We start from the raw sequence: 20,681 nt of genomic DNA, 5'->3' as shown, positions 1-20,681 counted from the left end.
TGCAGGCGGATGCTCGCGGACGACCGGAATGACTTCAATAACATCGGATAAGACAGGCCCTGGCGCCTTTTCGCCGGCGCAGGCCGCGCAGGTGCTGCAGGCGCTGCTGGGCATCGTGCCCGGCGCCGCCACCTGGCCGCGCGAGCCCTTCATGCCCTTGCTCGGCTGCATGTGCTGGCGCGAGCTCAAGGCCGGGCAGACGCTCTGGGCCATGGGCGCCACGCCGGCGCAGGAATGCCTGGTGCTGGAGGGCATGCTGCGCAGCTGGGTCGGCGATGCCGAAGGGCGTGCCGTCACGCTCAGCTTTCACCGTGGTCCCTGCGCGATGACGCCAGCCATCGCGCGCAGTGTCGATGGCCGCTCGCGCACGCAGTGCGATGCTCTGAGCGAGGTGCGCGTCGTGCTGTTCGATGCCGAGGCCTTGCACGCGCTGATGGTGGCCGATCCGACCGTCAGGCAATGGGGCGATCAGGTCCTGCGCGCCGAACTGCTGCGCCGCGCCGAGCGCGAATGGTCGCTGGCGGTGCTGCCGGCGCGCGAACGGCTGCTGGCCCTGCGCCGCGAGCTGCCGGGCTTGGAGCAACAGGTGGCGCACCACCACATCGCCAGCTATCTGGGCATCACGCCGGTCAGCCTGAGCCGGCTGCGCGCGCAGCTGCAGCGTGAGGCCTAGGGCCTGCGCGTTGAACGCATAACTCGTCGGCGCTGTCCCAGGACTGTCATCTGAGCCCACTAGGCTTCACCGCATCTGAACTGCGATGCCCCTGCGATGACCGACGCTTTCAACACCGATTCCAAGCTCCGCCGCAAGCTGATTCAAGGGCTGGCCTCCGGCACCGCGCTGCTGGGCAGCGGCCATATCGGCAGCGTGCTGGCCCAGGGCCAGGCGCCGGCCTTGGTGACGTCCGAGCGACTGCGCCCGCAGCTGCCCGGTGGGGTGATGAGCGGCGATGTGAGCAGCGGCAGCAAGGGCGCAAGCGCCATCGTCTGGAGCCGCAGCGACCGGCCGGCGCGCATGCTGGTCGAAGTGGCCAGCAATAAGCGCTTTGCCAATGCGACCCGCATCGAGGGCCCGGCCGCCTTTGGCGCGACCGGCCTGACGGCGCGGGTCGATCTGCAAGGCCTGCCGGTCGGCGCCGAGCTGTTCTACCGGGTGCGCTTTCAGGACCTGGTGCATGAATCGGTCTACAGCGAGCCTCTGCTGGGCCGGCTGCGCACGCCCTCGCTGCGCGCCGACAAGCCCGTGTGCTTTGTGTTTTCCGGCGACGAGGCCGGGCAGGGCTATGGCATCAACGAGCGCTTCGGCGGCTACCGGCTCTATGAGGCAATGCGCCGCGAGCAGCCGGATTTCTTCATCCACTCGGGCGACCAGATCTATGCCGATGGCCCGATTCAGCCGGAAGTGAAGCTGGCCGACGGCACGATCTGGACCAATATCACCACCGAGGCCAAGTCGCATGTGGCGCAGACGCTGGACGACTTCCGCGGCAACTTCGCCTACAACCAGCTCGATCAGCACAAGCGCCGCTTCGCCAGCGAGGTGCCCTTCCTGGTGCAGTGGGACGACCATGAGGCGCGCAACAACTGGTACCCGGGGCAGATCATCGGTCCGCAGGAAAAGCGCTACCAGCAACGTGAAGCGGCCGTGCTGGCCCAGCGCGCGCGCCAGGCAATGCTGGAGTACAACCCGTTTCGCATCAACCGCGAGGATCCGGAGCAGATCTACCGCAGCTTCCAGTTCGGCCCGCTGCTCGATGTGTTCATGCTCGACGAGCGCAGCTACCGCGGCCCGAACACCGCCAACCGGCAGACCCGGCTGGATGATGAATCGGCCTTCCTGGGCCGCGCGCAGACCGAGTGGCTGAAGCAGTCGCTGCTGCGCTCCAAGGCGAGCTGGAAGGTGATCGCCAGCGATATGCCGATCTCGCTGGTTGTGCCCGATCTGAACCCCGATGTGCCCAAGGGCACCTACGAGGGTTTGGCCAACGGCGATGCGGGCGCGCCCTCGGGCCGCGAGCTGGAGCTGGCCGAGATCCTGCGCTTCATCAAGCAGCACGACATCAAGAATGTGGTCTGGGTCACCGCCGATGTGCACTATGCGCAAGCCACCCACTACCACCCGGCGCGCGCCCGCTTCAGCGAGTTCAAACCCTTCTGGGAGTTCATTGGCGGGCCGATCAATGCGGGCACCTTCGGCCCCAACGAGGTCGACCCGACCTTCGGCCCCGAGGTGCGCTACTGCAGCGTGCCCAAGAACAACCCGCAGAGCAACCCGCCAACGGCCTTGCAGCAGTACTACGGCTGCGCCCGCATCGACCCCAGGACCCGCGTGATGCAGGTCTCGCTGCACGATCTGGACGGCAAGCGGCTGTGGGGGGTGACGCTGGACCCGGAGGCTTGAGCGGCTTCAGCCGCGTCGCTCACGGCGCAACACCAGTTTGAGCCCCGACCAGATCTCGCTGACGGCGCAGACCTTGATGTCGACCAGGCCGAGCGGCAGCGCCGCGGCACGGATCGCGTCCTCGTCAATGTCGCTGGGCATCTGCTTGCGCGCCGCCTTCTTGGGCCAGGAGACCCAGAGCGGGCGGCCGTCGCTGAGCAGAGCCAGCAGCCTTGGCAGGCCGCTGACGAGTTCGCTGTGCTGGGTCAGGAACCAGTGCAGCAGCTCGCAATCGGGCGCTGGCTGCGCGCTGAGCTGCAGCCCTGGCGGCAGTGGCGCCAGCCAGTCCCCATAGCCCTCAGGGGCGTTCATGACGGCGATGCGCATGCCGGGCTTGAGGCCCAGCTTCTTGGCCAACGGGGTGCCGGAATAGCCGCTTGGGGTCATCGCTGCAGCACGGTGATGCGAAGGTTTGATTGTGGCCGCAGCGCGCGAGGAGCGGCAATCGTGCGGCGCTTTGCCGGGCTTTATGCCAACTCGCCAACTTCGCGGCTGCGCTTAAGGAGCGCGATGCAAGCACAAGTGCCGGGCGGGCGCAGCTGCCAGCTTTGGTAGCCCGATGGCCCGATGTCGCGCCGAGCCGACGTCCCTGACGCTGCGGCGCCGTTTGCTCGCCCATGGTGCGATTGCCGCCCGCCATTGCGGGTGCCTGGGCGCCGTACTGTTTGTCGGTCAGGCGCGCTACGCCTAGAGGAACAAGCGGGAATCTCTGGGGCGTCGGGGCTGCCCAGGACGGGCGCGGGACAGACGGCCCTGTCAGAGTTGACAGGTGGGTCGCGGCCGGAGGCAGCGCTTAGGCTCCGCGTGCTGCAGCGACCGAACCAGCAAGGCCTTGGAGACGCAATCCATACGGGTTAGGAAGCCATTCCCTGCCTTGCTTCTCATCATCCAACGAGGGACTTGAACATGAAGATGATCCAGAAACTGGGTCTTGGCCTGGCCGTGCTCGCCTGTGTCGGCAGCGCTCAGGCACGCAGCGGCAATACCTACCAGTCGTCACTGAGCAGCAGCAGCTACGCCGCCTCGGCGACGTGGAATGGCAACTCGACGCCGATCACCTCCGGCAATCTGGCCCAGTCGGCGCAGATGAACAACCTGATCAACACTGCCCAGGGCTACTACCTGGATATCCAGTGGGCACTGAATGACGCGATCCGCGCGGCAACCTCCCAGGTCGGCGATGTGACGGTGAAGATGAAGTACCCGTCCGGCATTCTGAACGGCACGCTCAACGCCTCGCTGTCCGGCCTGCAGGGCGGGAACCTGCGTTTTGTGCTCGATGGCCTGAGCTACGACGTGGTGTTGCAGACCAATGGCAGGCAGGGCCCGATCAGCTTCGAGTGCAATACCTCGCTGACGATCGGGTCGATCAGTGTCAGCCTGGACTACAACCCCTATTCGGGTGCGGTCAGCGGGGCCAATGTGCAGTTCGTGCCGACCCAATCGACCAATTGCGACAACTCCTTGGGCTGGGTGCCTTGGCTGGGCAACTACATCAACAACAAGCTGGCCGGTGCGGGCAGCCAGTTGGTGCTGGCCATGGGCGGCTTCTCCGGCAGGATTCTGGATGTCGCACCGCAGCGGGCCCTGTTCGGCTTCGTCGATGCCATCCAACCCGGCACCTACCTGTATGGCGGCACCGACGTCGGCATGTACATCAAGAACAACATCCAGAACCTGTACGTCAACAAGCAGGTGCGAATCAGTGTGGCCCAGCCCGCGTCGTTCTATGTGCCGACGCAAAACCACCTTCCCAGCCCGCTGGCACGCTCGGGCAAGGCCGTCGGCATCGACTTCCTGGACAACGGCACGCCGCTGGTCGGCTTCCAGGTCAATCTGGTGCGCAACTTCAACTGGGTGCTGATCTCGGGCGACGAGTAAACGCGCGCTGAGGCCGTGAGCCTCAGCGCAGCGAGCTTCAGGCCGCGTTGACGGACGCCATCAGCGTGACCATCGCTGTCCATCAACGCGCCTGGCAGTCGGCCCGCGTTTGCCGCGGGCCCGCGCCGACACAAGCAGCACTTCCCTAGCTCAGCTTGAACACCGCCACCGCCGCCACCAGGCGATCGGCCTGCTGACGCAGGCTCTCTGCGGCGGCGGCGCTTTGTTCGACCAGGGCGGCGTTCTGCTGCGTTGTCTGGTGCATGTCCTGCACCGCATGACCGACGCGATCCACCCCCGCGCGCTGCGCCTGGCTGGCTTCGCTGATCTCGCTGACGATGGTGCTGACCTGCTGGATCGCGGCGACGATCTCCTGCATGGTCTGGCCGGCCTGATCGACCAGGGCCGTGCCTTGCTCGACCTGCTCGACGCTGCTGCTGATCAGCGATTTGATTTCCTTGGCGGCCTCGGCGCTGCGCCCGGCCAGGCTGCGCACCTCAGAGGCCACCACGGCAAAGCCGCGACCCTGTTCGCCGGCACGCGCGGCCTCGACGGCGGCGTTGAGCGCCAGGATATTGGTCTGGAAGGCGATGCCGTCGATCACCGAGATGATGTCGGCGATCTTGCGCGAGCTGTCGTTGATGCCGCGCATGGTGTGAACCACCCGGCCGACCACCTCGCCGCCGCGTTGCGCGACCTGGCTGGCGCCATGGGCCAGCTGATTGGCCTGGCGCGCGCTTTCGCTGCTCTGGTGCACGGCGGCACCCAGCTCATGCATGGTCGAGGCCGTCAGTTCCAGCGAGCTGGCCTGCTGCTCGGTGCGCTGGCTGAGGTCCTGATTGCCCTGGGCAATCTCGGAACTGGCCGTCGCCACACTTTCGGCGTTGTCGCGCACGCTGCCGACCAGCTGGCGCAGCTGCCCCTGCATCTCGCCGAGCGCGCGCAGCACGCTGGCCGTTTCGTCGCGGCCCTGCACCTCGATGTCGCGACCCAGATCGCCGCTGGCCACATCGCGGGCCACCGCCGTGGCGCGGCGCAGCGGCACCACCACATCGCGGCTGAGCATCAGGCCGATGCCCAGGCCCAGGCAGCTGGCCAGCAGCATCAGGCCGATGCCCCAGCGCTTGGCCGACTGGCCCGAGCCATAGGCGCGCTCGGCAATGGCGCTGCTGCGTGCGGCAATCTGCTTGGCCAGCTCTTCGAGCAGCGTGGCAGGCTCGCGGTCGATGCCACGCACCGCCACATCGCCGACCGAGGGTTCCAGGCCCGCGGCCTGGAACTTATCAAGGCCTTCGCGGTAGCCGCGCGCCATCTTGTCGTGCGCCGCCATGAAGCGATCGAGCAGTGCGCGCAACTCGGGCTCGGTCAAGGCCGTGCGCAGTTGCTGTGCGCCGTCGCGAACGGCTTTCTCTTCCTTCTGGAAGGCGCCCCAGTGCTTGTCGCGCAGCGCATTGTCGGAGCCGCGCAGCAGGGTGTTCTTCCACTCCTGCACCTGGGTCTTGAAATGGCTGGACAGGGCCGCGGTGGCGCGCTCGTCGGCGACGCCCTGCATCACCTCGGAGTGGAAGCTGTCCAGCGCCCGGCCGGAAAACCACAGCCCGGACACCCCGGCAATCAGCGACAGCAGCAGGGCTAGCGCAAAGGCCAATGGAACTTTTCGGCTCAGATTCATCGTCGCACCTCCGACCCAGTCGGCTGCCTGCGATAGACAGCGGCTGGCGCGCGTTCAGCTCTTGCACACAAGCCGTCGCCTCGCCAGCCGTTCTCTGCGGGAACGGCTCTGGCGAAGTTGAATCCGCACCCGCGAGCAGACGGCTTGGCCCGCGGGTTGCCACAGCGTCATCGTCAGCGGATGGCTGGACTTGAGAAGAATTTCACGAAGCGCGGGCTAAAGAGGCCAAGCAGCTCCCGCCCACGGGCTAAGCCCTGCTGTTCATGCCGGCCACGTTGGCGGGCTTCGTTCAGTACTGCAATGAGGCGCTGCCTGTCTTCTTATTGCCCGGCTCGCTCGGCGGGATTGGCGCTGCCGCGCCGGCGCTGAAATCCACCTCGCCCACCACCTGGAGGAAGGCCGTGGCACCGTCGATGAAGGCTGGTGTGTCCGCGCTTTGGAGATGCGCGGTCGCGGCCGCCAGTGTGTGCGGGTCGACATGCGTGGCCAGATAGCGCTCGGGGGCCTTGAGCAGTTCGATGGGGTCGACGCTCGGGCAGAGTCGTCGCCCGGTGGCCAGAATGGCGGTGGCCACGACGATCTGCTGTTCGCTCCATGGCGACGCCGCCGGCAGCATGGCCTCAAAGCGCCGTCTGGCCCGTGGCCACCAGCGTTGCATGCCCTCGGGCTGAAGGTGGTCGCGCAGATGCATGCGCAGCGCGGCATAACGTGTCAGATTGAGCAGGCGTTTGGCCTCGCGGGGCGAGGCAATCGAGGCGCCTTGCTGCAGCATCGGACCGCAGGCCTGCAGCGCATCGAGGTAGCTTTGGCTGTCGATGGCGCGGCGCTTGGGACGCGCCAGCCACATCACGGCAAGGGCGAAGGCCGCCAGCAGCAGCAGGGGGATGTTCAGGCTCAGCGGCGTGGTGTCGCGCACATCGCTGGTTTCGCGTGGCTTGCTGCTTTGCAGCCGCCGGGGCTGGGTCTCCGTCAGGCCTGCGGTTTTGCCGGCGCTGGCGGCGTCGGCTCGATGGGCGCTGGAAGCGCTGGCGCTCGGGCCGTGCGGCGCGCCCCGTTGCTGCTCTTCCGACTTCGCCTTCTCCAGCGGTGCCAGAAAGTCTTCGATGGCGGTATGGGCTTCTTGAAAGCGTGGCGGCAGCAGTTCACCGGCAGAGCCGTTCTCGGACTGCATCGCCAGCTGCACTTCGGCATTCAGCACGTTGTAGCGTTCTTGTGCGAGCTTGAGCTGCTGCTCGTGCCACTCGTGAGTGACCGTGCGGTGCTGCTCGGCCAGCTTGGCGTCGTTGGGGGCGCCCTTGGCGCGGACCTCCTGGGCGCTGGCGGGCTGGCCAGTCGAGTCGGCCCGCTCGCTGCGCGTTGCTGATGCGGTCGGCGTCCGTTTGCTGCCGGTGGGCCCAGCGCCGCCATCCTGTTCCTTGCGCCACTGCGCATAGGCCTTGATATCGCGGATGCGCTTGGCCAGTGCCTCGCGCTCGGCCAGCATCGTGGCGCGCGCGCGCGTCAGACGTTTGTTCTCCTGATTCAGCCAGGCGGCGCTTTGCAGGCTGATCCAGCCCAGCACGAGCAGCATCAGTCCCGCCAGCAGGATCGTGCGGACGGTGGACTTGATGCGCGCGGCCTGCTCCTCTTCACGCAGATATTGGCGGCGCTGGCGCGCCGACTCAGCGTTCGCATCTGCATGCATATTGCCCAGCAGCACATCGCTGAGACGGTCGCTGCCCGGCACGGGCACCCAGAGCTGTACCAGCTTCTCCAGGTAGCGGCGCGCGAAGTCCAGCTGTACGCCTTCGTTGGCGCCAGGCCTGGCGCTGACGCTGCTCCCCAGGCGTTCCTGGCGAACTTTCTCGAAGCCGTGGTCGCGCGCGGCGAGGTCCTTGAAGGATTCACCCAGCTGCGCTTCAACGACGTCACGGGCCAGGCCGAGCACGACAAAGCAGCGCCCCGAGTCCATCAAGTAGTTGATGGCCTCAAGCAGTTCGGCGGCCTTGGCCGGCTCGCAGCGGTCGATGTCGTCGATGAAGATGGTCAGCGTGCGGTTGAGCGCGTGCAGGCCCTTCGTGACCTCGGCGAAATGCTCGCGAAAGCGTTGGCGGAATCCGGTCTGCTCTTCCGCGGCGGACAGCGAGAAGCGCGGACCAAAGCTGGCGAGCAAGGCACCAGGATGGGCGGGGAAGGGGCGGGCGTAGTGGGTTGCCAGCAGAAAGCCTGAGAGGGCCAGCCACAGCACGCCCAGCAGGGGCAGGACCTTGCTCGGGTCATGCCCGATGGCGCCAAAGGTTTCGCGGGCAAAGCGCGCCCATTCGCCGGCCCAGAGCGCCTCGGCGGCCGGATTGCCGGCGATGTTGGCGGCCGCACTGTGCAAGAGATCGACCAACCAGAAGAACACCGGGTTGGCCCCGCCGCTGGCCAGGCCGGCGGCCTGCACCAACAAGCCCAGCACCAGCCAGATGAGGCCTCCCCAGGCGATGGCCAACCACAGCGCCAGTGGCAGGGCGCCGAGCAAGGGGCGGCGCAGGAAACGCCCCCAGACCAGCCGGGTTCGGAAGACCAGGCCTTTCATCGTCCACCAGCCCGGCAGGCCTTGTGACGCGATCGCCTGCAGCAGGGCCGCCAGCAAGACCGGTTCGCGCTGGTGATGCCAGGCATTGAACCAGACGGTGCTGAGGCCGCGCTGGTCGAGGCGGCTGCGCAGCAGGCTCATCAGCGAACTCTTGCCGCGACCCCAGGGGGCAGAGATGCCCACGGTCAGTGGCGGGGCGGTCTTCTGGTGCGTCAGATAGAAGCTCAGGGCTCGCACCAAGGGGTCGAAATTGAGCAGGTCTTCGTCGGCACGTTGCAGCGGCGCGTCGTCTACGGCGCGGCCCAGCAGCTGATTGAGCAGGCGCAACTCACCTCGGCGCGTGATGCCCCTGATGCCGACCGACAGCAGCAGACCGGCCAACAGCGCCAAGGCCACGCCGTATGCCGGAGGGGGCCAGCGTTCATAGCGCAGCAGTTGCCAGCTGCTGCCGCCGTTGTCGCTGCGGACGATGGCGCCACGCTCGCCAACGGCCCATGCCTGCTTGCCGTCGCCGCTGAAGCGCACGGCGATGAGCTTTTCCTTCGTGTTGGTGGGCTGCGCCACCCAGCTGCGCCCACCGTTCTGGGTGGACAGGATGGTGCCGCCGTCCCCTACCGCCCAGCCGCGCAATCCATCGGCGCTGATGTAGAGGTCGCTGAGGTCGTTCTTGATGCCGCTGAACTGAGCCGTCCAGCTCTGTCCACCGTTCGAGCTGCTGAGTACTGTGCCGCCATCGCCGACGATCCAGCCGCGCTGGCCGTCGGCACTGAATCGCAGGGCATGCAGCGATGCCCCGGTATTGCTGGACTGGTAGAACCATTCTTCCCCGCCGTCTGTCGTCGCGGCGATTAAGCCAGCATCACCGACGGCCCAGCCGCGTTGCCCGTCACGGCTGAAATGCAGCGCGCTCAGCTTGGTGCTGGCGCGGGCCTGCCCGCGCCAGGACAGCCCGCCGTTGCGGGTTGCCATAATCGCGCCCTCCTCGCCGGACGCCCAGCCGCGTTGGCCGTCGTCGTTGAAGTGCAGGGCGTTCAGCGATGACTTGAGGCCGCTGGCCTGTGTGTCCCAGGTCTTGCCACCGTCCTTGGTGGCGAGAATCGTGCCATCGTTGCCCGCCGCCCAGCCGTGCTGCTCATCGGCGCTGATGTAGAGCGCGTTCAGCATCACTTTGGTCGGGCCGCGTAGCTGCGACCAGGACCTGCCGCCCTTGTCGATGCGCAGGATCGCGCCCCTCTCGTCGATGGCCCAGCCGTGCTGTCCATCGCGGCCAATCTGCAGCGCCGTCGCTGATGGGCGCCAGTGGCTGATCTGCGTGACCCAGGAGCGCCCGCCATCGTCGGTGCGCAGGATCACGCCGCGTTCCCCCGCTGCCCAGCCGCGCTGGCCATCGGGGCTGAAGTGCAGCGCAAGAAGCGTCGCGCGGGTATTGCTGACTTGAGGGGCCCAGGACTCGCCACCGTCCTCGGTATGGAGGATCAAGCCTTCCTCACCTGCTGCCCAGCCGCGCCGTCCGTCTTCGTTGATGTGAACGGCGTTCAGCCATGCGCGCGTGCCGCTGGTCAGCGGCCGCCAGGATGCGCCTGCATCGGTGGTGCGGAGTATGGTGCCGCCATCACCGACCACCCAGCCGTGCAGCCCATCGGTGCTGAAATGAATAGCGAACAGCGATGCTTGGCTGTTGTTGATCTGCGGCTGCCAGGATGCGCCTGCATCCACGGTCCGGAGTATGGTGCCGTCCTCGCCGGCCGCCCAGCCGGTCTGTCCGTCGGCAGCAAAGTGCAGGGCGATCAGCTGTTTCTGGGTGCCACTGTCTTGCCTGTCCCAGGACTTGCCGCCATCTTCGCTGTGCAGAATCAAGCCGCCCTCGCCCACCGACCAGGCTTGCTCGCCGTCTGAGGAAACATGCAGCGCGGTCAGCAGTTCGCCGCTGGGCCAGGTCTGCGTGCTCCAGGATTGACCGCCATCCTTGCTGCTCAGGATGGTGCCGCCCTCGCCGACAGCCACTATGTGCTGGCCATTCTTGGCCAGGCGAATGGCCAGCAGCAAGGACTTGGTGGCGCTGCCTTGGGCTTCCCAGGTCAGGCCGCCATTCTGGGTGTGGAGCAAGGTCCCGGCCGCTCCAACCGCCCAGCCATGCAGGTCGTCGTCACTGAACCGGATGGATATCAGGCCGGCATCTGGCGCCGAGCCGACGACGCGCAGCGAGCGGTTGGTCTCGTAGGGGCAGAACCAGGACCAGCCGCCATCAAGCTGGTCGCCGCAGGGCGCCAGCCGCGCCTGCCAGGCGTGCATGCCGGCGATGGCAGCACAGGCGAGGAGGCAGATGATCAACCAGGCCCAGAGGCGCTTCAAACTGTAGGTGCCGCCGTTTGAAGAAATGTCCAAGCCTGCCTGCTCCGGTTGTGCAACCCGGCCGACTGTAGGTGCCCGGCGCCGAGCCGGCATCCGAACAACTATGGAGCAGTCGGGATCAGGTGCAGCGCAGCTGTGCAGCTTTGACACAACGGCGCAGCGCCTGCATGGCACAAGAGGCAGTGGACTCCCATCGTTCAGGGCGCCAGGTGGACGCGGCGCAAATCGATGGCTTCCCTGACGATGGGCAGCAGTGCCGCCGCCGCGGCATCGCCACCATCGATCGCCCCCAGCAGTTCGCGGCGCATCCTGGGATCTCAGAACTTCTTGATGTGGGTGGCGATGCCGTCCAGCGCTTCGGCGTGGTCGGGCATGGCCTCAAAGAAGTGGCCGATCTGGTTGGCCATGCGGACGAGTTTTGCGACGTCCATGATGTGTGGTGGCGACAGACTCAAGAGAACGGCACTTCCGCAATGGCCCCCCATTGGAGGGTGTTGGAGGCATGCAAATAACAAGTTAATATAGCGTCTCAAAAACCGCTCAATACTGTGAGGCTGAGATGAAGTTGACGTGGAAGCGAAAAGGGCTCATGTTGCTTTTGGTGATTGCGACTGTGGCTGTTGCAAAGATGTGGGGGCCGTTTAACGTCAGTTTGAGAAATCCGAGTATTCGCAGCTTTGCCGATGACAGCGATCTTGAGTTTGCCGGCGCCAGAAACATTGCGCGGCTCTACATGCTTTTGGATGTGCAACAGATCAAGCGAGGGGATATCGTACGAGTGGTTTATGCCAGCGGCGAAGTCTATGATATGGATGTGACAGCGCAGTGTTCGTATGTGGCAGGCATATCGTGCGCGTTCGGTAAAAAAACTCGAGTTGAATCCATTGATTCCCCATCCACGGTTTCACAAACTGCTATAAAGGATTGGCTTCTGAAGCATGCGCCTTGCGAGGATCGTCCGGGTAACAGCAATACTGTTCAACGCGATGTAAAGTTTCCGACTGGGCGTTGGGTGACCGAATATCCGCAGTCTTCTGATCCGGCGACAATTGTTGTTCGAGGTTTTTGGGAGTACACGGGCGAGGTTGTGGTGAGGCTCAGTGTGCCGATCGGTGGCGGAGGTGGAGGCGGTGATAAGGGATGCAAGAAAGAGTCGTTATGACGCGATTGCGATTCTGGCGCGGCATATTGTTGCTGGGCGCGACGGCGTTGGCTTGCTACTTGTTGTTCGAGTGGACGGGGGCTAGTGAGTCAGCGTTGGTCGTTGCGGCGCCGACTGCTCCCACATCATCAAATCTGCCTGAAATGCATGCTGTCAGTGGCGTAGCGACTTTGCCAGAGGCGCAGATCAATATCCCGTTCGTCAAGCAGGCATCTAAAGATGCTGTCACCGATTTTTGGCGTGCGGATGCAAACGCACTTCTGGCCTACTTTCGACGGGGTCTTGAATCCAAAAAACCAGAGGATAACTATGTTGCGATGGAGATATTAAATTTCTGCAAACCAATATTGCTTGAATATCAGCATGTTGAGGTGCTGCAAAGCAATATTCTGCAGTTGTATAAGGCATTTTCAGCGAGACAGAAATTGCGCGAACGATGTGGCGCACTGTATGCTTACAGTCCGAGTGCGCTGCGGCAAGCGGAGCGTGATTTGATTGCAGCTCTGCAAAATGCCCCCAATCCGGTGAATCCACATGATGCCGAGTTGAGTAGACAGGACTTTATTGACGGTTCGGCAGAAAAAGTTCGCGCGAATTTGCGAGCTGCCTTGTTCAATTATGGCGAAGAGGCTTTGATCTGGATTGGCCCAGGCTTGGCTACATGGCTCGAGTACTCAGGTCAAGATAAAACTCTTCGCCCGGGAATGGAACCGATTTTTCTTGAATCAGGCGATCTTCAGCATGCGATCTTGCTTGCCATGTGCGCTGCTGAGTTTGACTGTTCAACTGACAGCCTGCTGATGTTGAAAATGTGCGCAGAGCAGGGGCAGTGTGGAGAATCGCTCGACTCAGCTGTTCTGAGTGCGATTCCCGATTCTGCTCGGCGCGATCTCGTCGCTAGGCAGGCCCGCGCGATTTCTAGTGCGATTCGTAGTAAGGCGCTCTACAGATTGGGGCTTTAGACAGAGCGTGTTTGCTGGGCCTGATCATTGCTCATGCTTTGCAAGGCCTCCCTTACAAGCGGCAGCAGCCCCGCAGCCGCGGCATCGCCACCATCGATCGCCCCCAGCAGTTCGCGGCGCATCCTGGGATCCCAGAACTTCTTGATGTGGGTGGCGATGCCGTCGACGGCTTCGGCGTGATCGGGCATGGCCTGGAAGAAGGTGCCGATCTGGTTGGCCATGCGGACGAGTTTTTCGATGTCCATGGGGAATAAGTCGATTCGTTCAGTGGGCGGAGCAGTTGGCCGGCGCGAGCGCGGGGCGCTCCAGCGCCAGCCGCTCGGGGTGGCAGTAGATGACCAGGTCCTGGCCGCGGGCGAAGCCGACCAAGGTCATCTGCGCGCGCGCGGCGGTGGCCACGGCGAAGGAGGTGGGGGCCGAGACGGCGGCCAGCAGCGGCACGCCGGCGCTCGCGGTTTTTTGCACCATCTCGAAGCTGGCCCGGCTGGTGACGGCGATGAAGCCTTCGCCCGCGCGCACCTCGTGGCGAGCCAGCGCGCCGATCAGCTTGTCCAGCGCGTTGTGGCGGCCAACGTCCTCGCGCAGCCATTTGACCTCGCCCTCGGCCGAGCACCAGGCGGCTGCGTGCACGGCGCCGGTGGCCTGCTGCAGCGTCTGCAGCTCGACGAACTGGCTCATCGCCCGGGCAATCGCCTCGCGACGCAAGACCTGACCCTCGCCGGGCGCGCCCAGCCGGGGCAGATCGCGCGCCACCTGGGCCAGGCTCTCGGTGCCGCAAAGGCCGCAGCCGGTGCGGCCGGCCAGCGTGCGGCGGCGTTCCTTCAGCCGGGCAAAGGCCTCGCCGGCAATGCGCAGATGCAGGGTGATGCCCTGCTCGGAGGCTTCTTCCTCGACGCTGTAGAGCTCGTGCGCGGCGCTGAGAATGCCCTCGCTGAGCGAGAAGCCGAGCGCGAAGTCTTCCAGGTCCAGCGGCGTAGCCAGCATCACCGCATGGCTGACGCCGTTGTACTCCAGCGCCACCGGCACCTCGTCGGCCACCCAATCGTCAAGCGCAAAGGCGCGGCCGGCGCGCACGCCCTGCACGGGCAGCGGGCGCGCGCCTTCGCAGAACGACGGCGCGGCGGTGGCTAGCGTCGATGCCGGCTTGGCGGTCTTACTTGCCATGGACGGTCTCGTGGCGGCGGCCCTGCAGCAGGCCTTGCTGCAGCTGGTCGAAGCGGCTGAACTCGCGCTGCCACTCGGACGGCTGCTGCACCGGCATCACCTGCACCGCGGTGACCTTGTACTCGGGGCAGTTGGTGGCCCAGTCGGAGTTGTCGGTGGTGATGACGTTGGCGCCGGACTCGGGGAAGTGGAAGGTCGTGTAGACGACGCCGGGCTGGACGCGATCGGTCAGCTCGGCGCGCAGCACCGTCTCGCCGGCACGGCTCTGGATGCCGACCCAGTCGTCCTGCTTGATGCCGCGTTCCTCGGCATCGTGCGGATGGATCTCCAGCCGGTCTTCGCTATGCCATTCGTTGTTCGGCGTGCGGCGGGTCTGGGCGCCGACGTTGTACTGGCTGAGGATGCGGCCGGTGGTCAGCAGCAGCGGGAACTTGCGCGTGACCTTCTCGTCGGTCGGCACGTACTGGGTGATGATGAAACGGCCCTTGCCACGGACGAATCTGTCCACATGCATGATGGAGGTGCCGGCCTCTTCGGTGCTGTCGTTGCAGGGCCATTGCACGCTGCCCAGGCGCTCGATCTTCTCGTAGCTGACGCCGGCAAAGGTCGGCGTCAGCGCGGCGATCTCGGCCATGATCTCCTCGGGATTCTTGTAATCCATCGGATAGCCCAGCGCCTGCGCCAGCTTCTGCGTCACTTCCCAATCGGCATAGCCGGCCAGCGGCGGCATGACCTTGCGCACGCGGCTGATGCGGCGCTCGGCATTGGTGAAGGTGCCGTCCTTTTCCAGGAAGCTGGAGCCGGGCAGGAAGACATGGGCGTACTTGGCGGTTTCGTTCAGGAAGATGTCCTGCACGACCACGCATTCCATTGCCATCATGGCCTCGGCCACATGCTGGGTGTTGGGGTCGGACTGCACGATGTCCTCGCCCTCGCAGTACAGGCCCTTGAAGCTGCCCGACAGCGCGGCGTCGAACATATTCGGGATGCGCAGCCCCGGCTCGGGGTTCAGCGTCACGCCCCAGGCGGCCTCGAACTGGCCGCGCACGGTGCTGTCGCTGATATGGCGGTAGCCGGGCAGCTCGTGCGGGAAGCTGCCCATATCGCAGGAGCCCTGCACATTGTTCTGGCCGCGCAAGGGGTTCACGCCCACGCCTTCGCGGCCGACGTTGCCGGTGGCCATGGCCAGATTGGCAATGCCCATCACCATCGTCGAACCCTGGCTGTGCTCGGTGACGCCCAGGCCGTAATAGATGGCCGCATTTGGCCGACGCGTGACGGCGGCCGTTCCATTGCTCGCGCCTGTGGCGTACAGGCGCGCCGCGGCGCGCACCTCGGCCGCCGGCACGCCGCTGGCGGCCTCCAGCGCCTCGGGCGAGTTCTCCGGCCGGGCAACGAAATCGCGCCATTCATTGAAGCTCTTGGTGTCGCAGCGCTCGGCCACATAGGCCTCGTTGACCAGACCTTCGGTGACGATCACATGGGCCAGCGCGCTGATCACCGCCACATTGGTGCCGGGCTTCAGCTGCAGATGATGGGCGGCGCGGATGTGCGGCGAGTTGACCAGGTCGATGCGCCGCGGGTCGACGACGATCAGCTGGGCGCCTTCGCGCAGCCGCTTCTTCATCCGCGAGGCAAACACCGGGTGCGCGGCGCTGGGGTTGGCGCCGATGACCATGATCACATCGGCCTTCTCCACCGACTTGAAGGTCTGCGTGCCGGCCGAGGTGCCCAGGGTCTGGCCGAGGCCGTAGCCGGTCGGCGAGTGGCAGACGCGCGCGCAGGTATCGACGTTGTTATTACCGAAGGCCGCGCGGATCAGCTTCTGCACCAGATAGGTTTCCTCGTTGGTGCAGCGCGAGGAGGTGATGCCGCCAATCGAATCCTTGCCGTACTTGGCCTGGATGCGGCGGAATTCGCTGGCCGCATGGTTCAGCGCCACTTCCCAGCTGACTTCCTGCCAGGGATCCTGGATGGACGCGCGGATCATCGGCTTGGTGATGCGATCCTGGTGGGTGGCATAGCCCCAGGCAAAGCGGCCCTTGACGCAGCTGTGGCCCTCATTGGCCTTGCCATCCTTCCAGGGCACCATGCGCACGACCTGCGTGCCCTTCATCTCGGCCTTGAAGCCGCAGCCCACGCCGCAGTAGGCGCAGGTGGTGATGACGCTGTGCTCGGGCTGGCCCAGCCAGATGACCGACTTTTCCTGCAGCGTGGCCGTGGGGCAGGCCTCGACGCAGGCGCCGCAGCTCACGCATTCCGACTCCATGAAAGGCTGGTCCTGGCCCGGCGACACGCGCGATTCAAAGCCGCGGCCCGAGATCGTCAGCGCAAACGTGCCTTGCGTCTCCTCGCAGGCGCGCACGCAGCGGTTGCAGACGATGCACTTGCTCGGGTCGTAGGTGAAATAGGGGTTGGACTCGTCTTTCTTCGAATCGCAGTGGTGGGCGCCCGCCACCCCATCTACAACAGCCCCGCCCACGCCATAGCGCACATTGCGCAGCCCGGTCACGCCGGCCATGTCCTGCAGCTCGCAATTGCCGTTGGCCGAGCAGGTCAGGCAGTCCAGCGGGTGGTCGGAGATGTAGAGCTCCATCACGCCTTTGCGCAGATCCTGCAGCTTTGGCGTCTGGGTCTTGACCTTCATGCCGGCCTCGGCCGGTGTCGTGCAGCTGGCCGGGAAGCCGTTGCGGCCTTCGATCTCGACCAGGCAGAGCCGGCAGGAGCCGAAGGGCTCCAGGCTGTCGGTGGCGCAGAGCTTGGGCACCTGGATGCCGGCGTCCACGGCGGCGCGCATCAGCGAGGTGCCCTTGGGCACGGTGACCGGGAAGCCGTCGATTTCCAGCGTGACTTCTTCGCTCGACTCACGGCGCGGGGTGCCGTGATCGATGTCTTGCTTCAGATGGTTCAACATGATGATCTGCTCCTGGACTCAGGCGGCGGCCTGGTCGGGCTCGGCAAGACCGAAGTCCTGCGGGTAGTGGTTCAGTGCCGACAGCACCGGGAACGGCGTCATGCCGCCCATGGCGCAGAGCGAACCGTGGGTCATGGTGTCGCAGAGGTCGCGCAACAGGATCACCTGCTCGGCGCGGTTTTGGTTGCTGCGGATGCGGTCGATCACTTCTACGCCGCGGGTCGAGCCGATGCGGCAGGGCGTGCACTTGCCGCAGGACTCGATGGCGCAGAACTCCATCGCATAGCGGGCGAGCTGCGAGAGATCGGCCGTGTCGTCGTGCACGACGATGCCGCCATGACCAACCACGGCGCCCATGGCCGCGTAGGCCTCGTAGTCCAGCGGCACATCCCATTGCGATTCGGGAATGTAGGCGCCCAGCGGGCCGCCCACCTGCACCGCCTTGATCGGCCGGCCGCTGGCCGTGCCGCCGCCAAAGCCGTAGAGCAGCTCGCGCAGCGTCAGGCCAAAAGCCTTCTCGACCAGGCCGCCCTGCTTGATATTGCCGGCCAGCTGGAAGGGCAGGGTGCCCGAAGCAAAGCCCCCAGGTCGGGATGCTCCCGCCCTGCCCCCCGAGGGGGTCAAGCCGGCTTGGGACGGCCCAGCGCCGACTTGAGAACGGCCGACGCCAAAGTCGCGATAGAAGGCACCGCCGCGCGCCAGGATGATGGGCGCGCTGGCAAAGGTGATGACGTTGTTGATCACCGTCGGCTGACCGAACAGGCCAGCGAGCGCCGGCAGCGGCGGCTTGGCGCGCACCACGCCGCGCTTGCCTTCGATGCTCTCCAGCATCGCGGTTTCTTCGCCGCAGACATAGCTGCCCGCGGCCTTGCGCACCTCCAGCTGGAAGGCGTGGCCGCTGCCGCAGACGCTGTCGCCGAGGAAGCCGGCGGCGCTCGCGCGGGCGATGGCCTCGGTCATCGTGGCGATTGCATGCGGGTACTCGGAGCGGATGTAGATGTAGCCGCGGGTGGCACCCACCGCCAGCGCGGCGATGGTCATGCCCTCGATCAGCATGAAGGGGTCGCCCTCCATGGTCATGCGGTCGGAATAGGTGCCGGAGTCGCCTTCGTCGGCATTGCAGACAATGTATTTCTGTAAAGCCTGCGCTTCGCGCACCGTCTTCCACTTGATGCCGGCCGGAAAGGCCGCACCGCCGCGGCCGCGCAGGCCGGAGTGCAGCACTTCCTGAATGATGGCGGCGCCATCCAGACCGAGCGCACGGCGCAGGCCGGTCCAGCCCTCGTGGGCCTCGTAGTCGGCCAGCGAGAGCGGATCGATCACGCCGACGCGGCGGAAGGTCAGCCGCTCCTGCAGCGCCAGGAAGGGGATCTGTTCGGTCACGCCCTGGCGCAGCGGGTGTTCGCCGCCTTGCAGCAAGCCAGCATCCAGCAGGCCCGGCACATCGGCAGCCTCGACCGGGCCGTAGGCGATGCGCCCCTGTGCGGTTTCCACCTCGACCAGCGTTTCCAGCCAGAACAGGCCGCGCGAGCCGTTGCGCACCAGCTCGATCGCCAGTCCGCGACGGCCGGCCTCGGCCTGCAAGGCGGCGGCCACCTCGTCGGCGCCCACGGCCAGCGCGGCCGAGTCGCGGGGAACAAAGATCTTCACGGCGCTCATCACAGGCCCTCGCTTTCGAGCAGGGCGTCCAGCTTGGCCGGCGTCATCCGGGCATGCAGGCGCTCATTGATCTGCAGAGCCGGCGAGGAGGCGCACAGGCCCAGGCAATAGACCGGCTCCAGCGTCACCGCACCGTCGGCGCGGGTGCTGTGCGCGGTGCAGCCCAGCCGCTGTTCGGCATGCGCCAACAGGGCCGCGGCACCGCGGGCCTGGCAGGCCTCGGCGCGGCAGACCTGCAGCTGCAGCCGGCCCGGCGGCGTGCTGCGGAAGAAGTGGTAATAGCTGATCACCCCGTGGACCTCGGCCCGCGACAGGCCCAGATGCTCGGCAATCAGCGGCACGGCGGCGGGCGGTACATGGCCGAGCTGCTGCTGCACGGCGTGCAGCAGGGGCAGCAGGGCGCCATCGACCGGCGGATGCGCGGCCAGCAGGGCAAGAATCTGTTGTTCCATCGGGGACTCGGGTGGGGCGGAGCTCATGTCCAGTAAGGAGGATAGGCGGTGTCGCGGCTGAGATTGTTATAGATCAGCGCGATGACAACGATGGTCACGGCGCCGGCCGGTGCCGCCACGCTCAAGGCAGTGCGGTAGACGCCCCAGGCCAGCGGGATGCCCACCGCGGCCCAGGCCAGCACGACCAGCGCCGGGCTGCTGCCACGGTAGCTGATGGTGCCTTCCAACGACGGCCTGCCGTCTGCAAGGACAGTGGACATTGCTTTTGTCTCCTTGGTCATGACGGCACTCGTCCGGTGCCTGTGCCAGCGATGCTGGCATCGCCAGTGTTTGCAGCAAGAGCGCTGCAGTCCAATTTATTCGGGTGATGAATCGATAGCTGGCAGGAATCAGGGTTGACCCTGGGGCGGCGCGGCGCTTGCCGTCAGGCCCGCCTGCGCGCCGGCGTGGCGTGCCGCATGGGCCAGCCACTCGGGCGATTCGGCCAGCGCCAGCGCGGCCTGCAGCGAGCGGGAATGGCGGCCGCTGCCCTGCACCATGAAGGCGATGGGCACCTCGACCTGTGGCTCGATCAAGGGCCGGGCCTCCAGCGTGGCATCACCGGCAATGGCACCGAGCAGCGCGCCAGGCAGCACCGCGCTGACGCGGCCGACCTGCACGCTGCTGAGCAGGGTGACGGTGGAGTTCGATTCGATCGCCGCGTTCACCGTGCAACCGGCGCTGGCGAAGGCGCGGTCAACGATACGCCGGTTGTGCATCTCGGCGCTCAACAGGCACAGCGGCAGCGTCGCTGCCTCGGCCCAGCGCATCGGCTCGCCCAGCTGCAGCGGCCGACCGGGCGCGGCCGCCGAGCGCTGGAGCAGAAAATAGTGCTCGGTGTACTGGGGCAGCACACGCAGCTGGGCGCGGCTGTCGGCCATGCGTTCGATGTAGCCCAGCGCCATGTCCAGGGCCAGCGCCTCCAGGCCGGACTCCAGTTCCACCGAGCTCAGCGAGCGCAGCGTCGGCACGATGCCGGGATGGCGGTCCTGCAGCAGCGCAGCGAAGCGGGCCGCGATGGGCATGGCCGTGGGTACCGCACCGATCAGCAGCTGGCCGCGCGGCGCCTCGGCGCGGCTGGCCAGGTCTTGCGTCAGCAACTCCTGTTCGCGCAACATCAGGCGCGCGCTGTGCAGCACCCGCTCGCCTTCCTCGGTGAAGCCGGCGAAATTGCGGCCGCGCTTGACGATGGCGCAGCCGTAGTTCTCCTCCAGCGCGCGGATCGCGTTCGACAAGGCGGGCTGCGTCACATGGCAGGCCAGTGCGGCACGGCCGAAGTGGCGATGATCGTCCAGCGCGACCAGGTATTTCAGCGAGACAAACAGGTTCATGGCGGGGCGCGCCCGGCTGCGGCGCTGGCGCATTGTGTAGCGACCCGTCTGTGCCCACGGTACAGGGCTGCCAGCATTGACAAATGCTTACAC

Annotated in this window: 15 protein-coding genes and 1 pseudogene; 5 read left to right on the top strand and 11 right to left on the bottom strand. The window is 66.0% G+C overall.

Features of this window, described 5'->3' with window-relative positions:
- The first annotated feature begins 28 nt into the window (after positions 1-28).
- The gene (locus RQP53_RS21145) at positions 29-673 is read left to right on the top strand and encodes a Crp/Fnr family transcriptional regulator (protein ID WP_315652681.1); all 645 of its coding nucleotides are present in this window, start codon (positions 29-31) and stop codon (positions 671-673) included.
- Positions 674-769: 96 nt separating this feature from the next.
- Positions 770-2,401, top strand: coding sequence for an alkaline phosphatase D family protein (locus tag RQP53_RS21140; RefSeq protein WP_315652680.1), 1,632 nt, complete (start codon positions 770-772; stop codon positions 2,399-2,401).
- A 6-nt stretch (positions 2,402-2,407) separates the two neighbouring features.
- Here RQP53_RS21140 and RQP53_RS21135 read toward each other — a convergent pair whose 3' ends face one another.
- Positions 2,408-2,827 (bottom strand): DUF3052 family protein, encoded by a 420-nt coding sequence (locus RQP53_RS21135; protein WP_315652679.1) that lies wholly within the window; start codon positions 2,825-2,827, stop codon positions 2,408-2,410.
- 519 nt (positions 2,828-3,346) lie between these two features.
- Between RQP53_RS21135 and RQP53_RS21130 the strand changes: the two genes are divergently transcribed.
- On the top strand, positions 3,347-4,321 hold the full coding sequence (locus tag RQP53_RS21130) for a hypothetical protein (protein ID WP_315652678.1): 975 nt from the start codon (positions 3,347-3,349) through the stop codon (positions 4,319-4,321).
- Between the two features lie 145 nt (positions 4,322-4,466).
- On the opposite strand, the gene RQP53_RS21125 is transcribed toward RQP53_RS21130, so the two are convergent.
- From RQP53_RS21125 to RQP53_RS24785, 3 genes are all read right to left on the bottom strand, one after another.
- A complete protein-coding gene (locus tag RQP53_RS21125; RefSeq protein WP_315652677.1) occupies positions 4,467-5,993 on the bottom strand; it encodes a methyl-accepting chemotaxis protein in 1,527 nt (508 codons plus the stop codon).
- 289 nt (positions 5,994-6,282) lie between these two features.
- A complete protein-coding gene (locus tag RQP53_RS21120) occupies positions 6,283-10,938 on the bottom strand; it encodes a YCF48-related protein (protein WP_315652676.1) in 4,656 nt (1,551 codons plus the stop codon).
- A 284-nt stretch (positions 10,939-11,222) separates the two neighbouring features.
- Positions 11,223-11,336 carry a formate dehydrogenase subunit delta gene (locus RQP53_RS24785; RefSeq protein WP_434064135.1) on the bottom strand — a complete coding sequence of 38 codons (114 nt, stop codon included), beginning with the start codon at positions 11,334-11,336 and terminating at the stop codon, positions 11,223-11,225.
- A 128-nt stretch (positions 11,337-11,464) separates the two neighbouring features.
- On the opposite strand from RQP53_RS24785, the gene RQP53_RS21110 reads away from it, so the two are divergent.
- Both RQP53_RS21110 and RQP53_RS21105 read left to right on the top strand, forming a co-directional pair.
- Positions 11,465-12,067, top strand: a complete 603-nt coding sequence (locus RQP53_RS21110) for a hypothetical protein (protein ID WP_315652675.1) — start codon at positions 11,465-11,467, stop codon at positions 12,065-12,067.
- The gene (locus RQP53_RS21105) at positions 12,064-13,029 is read left to right on the top strand and encodes a hypothetical protein (protein WP_315652674.1); all 966 of its coding nucleotides are present in this window, start codon (positions 12,064-12,066) and stop codon (positions 13,027-13,029) included. The genes RQP53_RS21110 and RQP53_RS21105 overlap by 4 nt, the downstream gene beginning before the upstream one ends.
- On the opposite strand, the gene RQP53_RS21100 is transcribed toward RQP53_RS21105, so the two are convergent.
- From RQP53_RS21100 to RQP53_RS21070, 7 genes and pseudogenes are all read right to left on the bottom strand, one after another.
- On the bottom strand, positions 13,026-13,274 hold the full coding sequence (locus RQP53_RS21100; RefSeq protein WP_315652673.1) for a formate dehydrogenase subunit delta: 249 nt from the start codon (positions 13,272-13,274) through the stop codon (positions 13,026-13,028). The genes RQP53_RS21105 and RQP53_RS21100 overlap by 4 nt on opposite strands.
- Positions 13,275-13,293: 19 nt before the next feature.
- The gene (fdhD, locus tag RQP53_RS21095; protein WP_315652672.1) at positions 13,294-14,193 is read right to left on the bottom strand and encodes a formate dehydrogenase accessory sulfurtransferase FdhD; all 900 of its coding nucleotides are present in this window, start codon (positions 14,191-14,193) and stop codon (positions 13,294-13,296) included.
- Entirely contained in the window at positions 14,183-17,107 is a 2,925-nt protein-coding gene (gene fdhF / locus RQP53_RS21090; protein ID WP_315652671.1) for a formate dehydrogenase subunit alpha, read from the bottom strand. The genes fdhD and fdhF overlap by 11 nt, the downstream gene beginning before the upstream one ends.
- 18 nt (positions 17,108-17,125) lie before the next feature.
- Complete coding sequence (locus tag RQP53_RS21085; RefSeq protein WP_315652670.1) at positions 17,126-18,766, bottom strand: formate dehydrogenase beta subunit; 1,641 nt, start codon at positions 18,764-18,766, stop codon at positions 17,126-17,128.
- Complete coding sequence (locus RQP53_RS21080; protein WP_315652669.1) at positions 18,766-19,218, bottom strand: formate dehydrogenase subunit gamma; 453 nt, start codon at positions 19,216-19,218, stop codon at positions 18,766-18,768. The genes RQP53_RS21085 and RQP53_RS21080 overlap by 1 nt, the downstream gene beginning before the upstream one ends.
- Before the next feature lie 113 nt (positions 19,219-19,331).
- Positions 19,332-19,418: pseudogene (locus tag RQP53_RS24780) on the bottom strand (MFS transporter small subunit); the annotation flags it as partial.
- Positions 19,419-19,607: 189 nt separating this feature from the next.
- A complete protein-coding gene (locus tag RQP53_RS21070) occupies positions 19,608-20,588 on the bottom strand; it encodes a LysR substrate-binding domain-containing protein (RefSeq protein WP_315652668.1) in 981 nt (326 codons plus the stop codon).
- Positions 20,589-20,681: the final 93 nt, after the last annotated feature.

Source organism: Roseateles aquae, assembly GCF_032337115.1.
Classification (GTDB): Bacteria; Pseudomonadota; Gammaproteobacteria; order Burkholderiales; family Burkholderiaceae_C; genus Roseateles_C; species Roseateles_C aquae.
The sequence above is the reverse complement of the archived record's forward strand: the minus strand, read 5'-3'. Positions and strand labels throughout refer to the sequence as shown.

Excerpts from the sequence above, each read along its gene's own strand:
- RQP53_RS21110 (WP_315652675.1), top strand. The coding sequence starts at position 11,465 with ATGAAGTTGACGTGGAAGCGAAAAGGGCTCATGTTGCTTTTGGTGATT.
- RQP53_RS21105 (WP_315652674.1), top strand. The coding sequence starts at position 12,064 with ATGACGCGATTGCGATTCTGGCGCGGCATATTGTTGCTGGGCGCGACG.
- RQP53_RS21100 (WP_315652673.1), bottom strand. The coding sequence starts at position 13,274 with ATGGACATCGAAAAACTCGTCCGCATGGCCAACCAGATCGGCACCTTC.
- RQP53_RS24785 (WP_434064135.1), bottom strand. The coding sequence starts at position 11,336 with ATGGACGTCGCAAAACTCGTCCGCATGGCCAACCAGATCGGCCACTTC.
- RQP53_RS21145 (WP_315652681.1), top strand. The coding sequence starts at position 29 with ATGACTTCAATAACATCGGATAAGACAGGCCCTGGCGCCTTTTCGCCG.
- RQP53_RS21140 (WP_315652680.1), top strand. The coding sequence starts at position 770 with ATGACCGACGCTTTCAACACCGATTCCAAGCTCCGCCGCAAGCTGATT.
- RQP53_RS21085 (WP_315652670.1), bottom strand. The coding sequence starts at position 18,766 with ATGAGCGCCGTGAAGATCTTTGTTCCCCGCGACTCGGCCGCGCTGGCC.
- RQP53_RS21135 (WP_315652679.1), bottom strand. The coding sequence starts at position 2,827 with ATGACCCCAAGCGGCTATTCCGGCACCCCGTTGGCCAAGAAGCTGGGC.
- fdhF (WP_315652671.1), bottom strand. The coding sequence starts at position 17,107 with ATGTTGAACCATCTGAAGCAAGACATCGATCACGGCACCCCGCGCCGT.
- RQP53_RS21070 (WP_315652668.1), bottom strand. The coding sequence starts at position 20,588 with ATGAACCTGTTTGTCTCGCTGAAATACCTGGTCGCGCTGGACGATCAT.
- fdhD (WP_315652672.1), bottom strand. The coding sequence starts at position 14,193 with ATGGCAAGTAAGACCGCCAAGCCGGCATCGACGCTAGCCACCGCCGCG.
- RQP53_RS21125 (WP_315652677.1), bottom strand. The coding sequence starts at position 5,993 with ATGAATCTGAGCCGAAAAGTTCCATTGGCCTTTGCGCTAGCCCTGCTG.
- RQP53_RS21130 (WP_315652678.1), top strand. The coding sequence starts at position 3,347 with ATGAAGATGATCCAGAAACTGGGTCTTGGCCTGGCCGTGCTCGCCTGT.
- RQP53_RS21080 (WP_315652669.1), bottom strand. The coding sequence starts at position 19,218 with ATGGAACAACAGATTCTTGCCCTGCTGGCCGCGCATCCGCCGGTCGAT.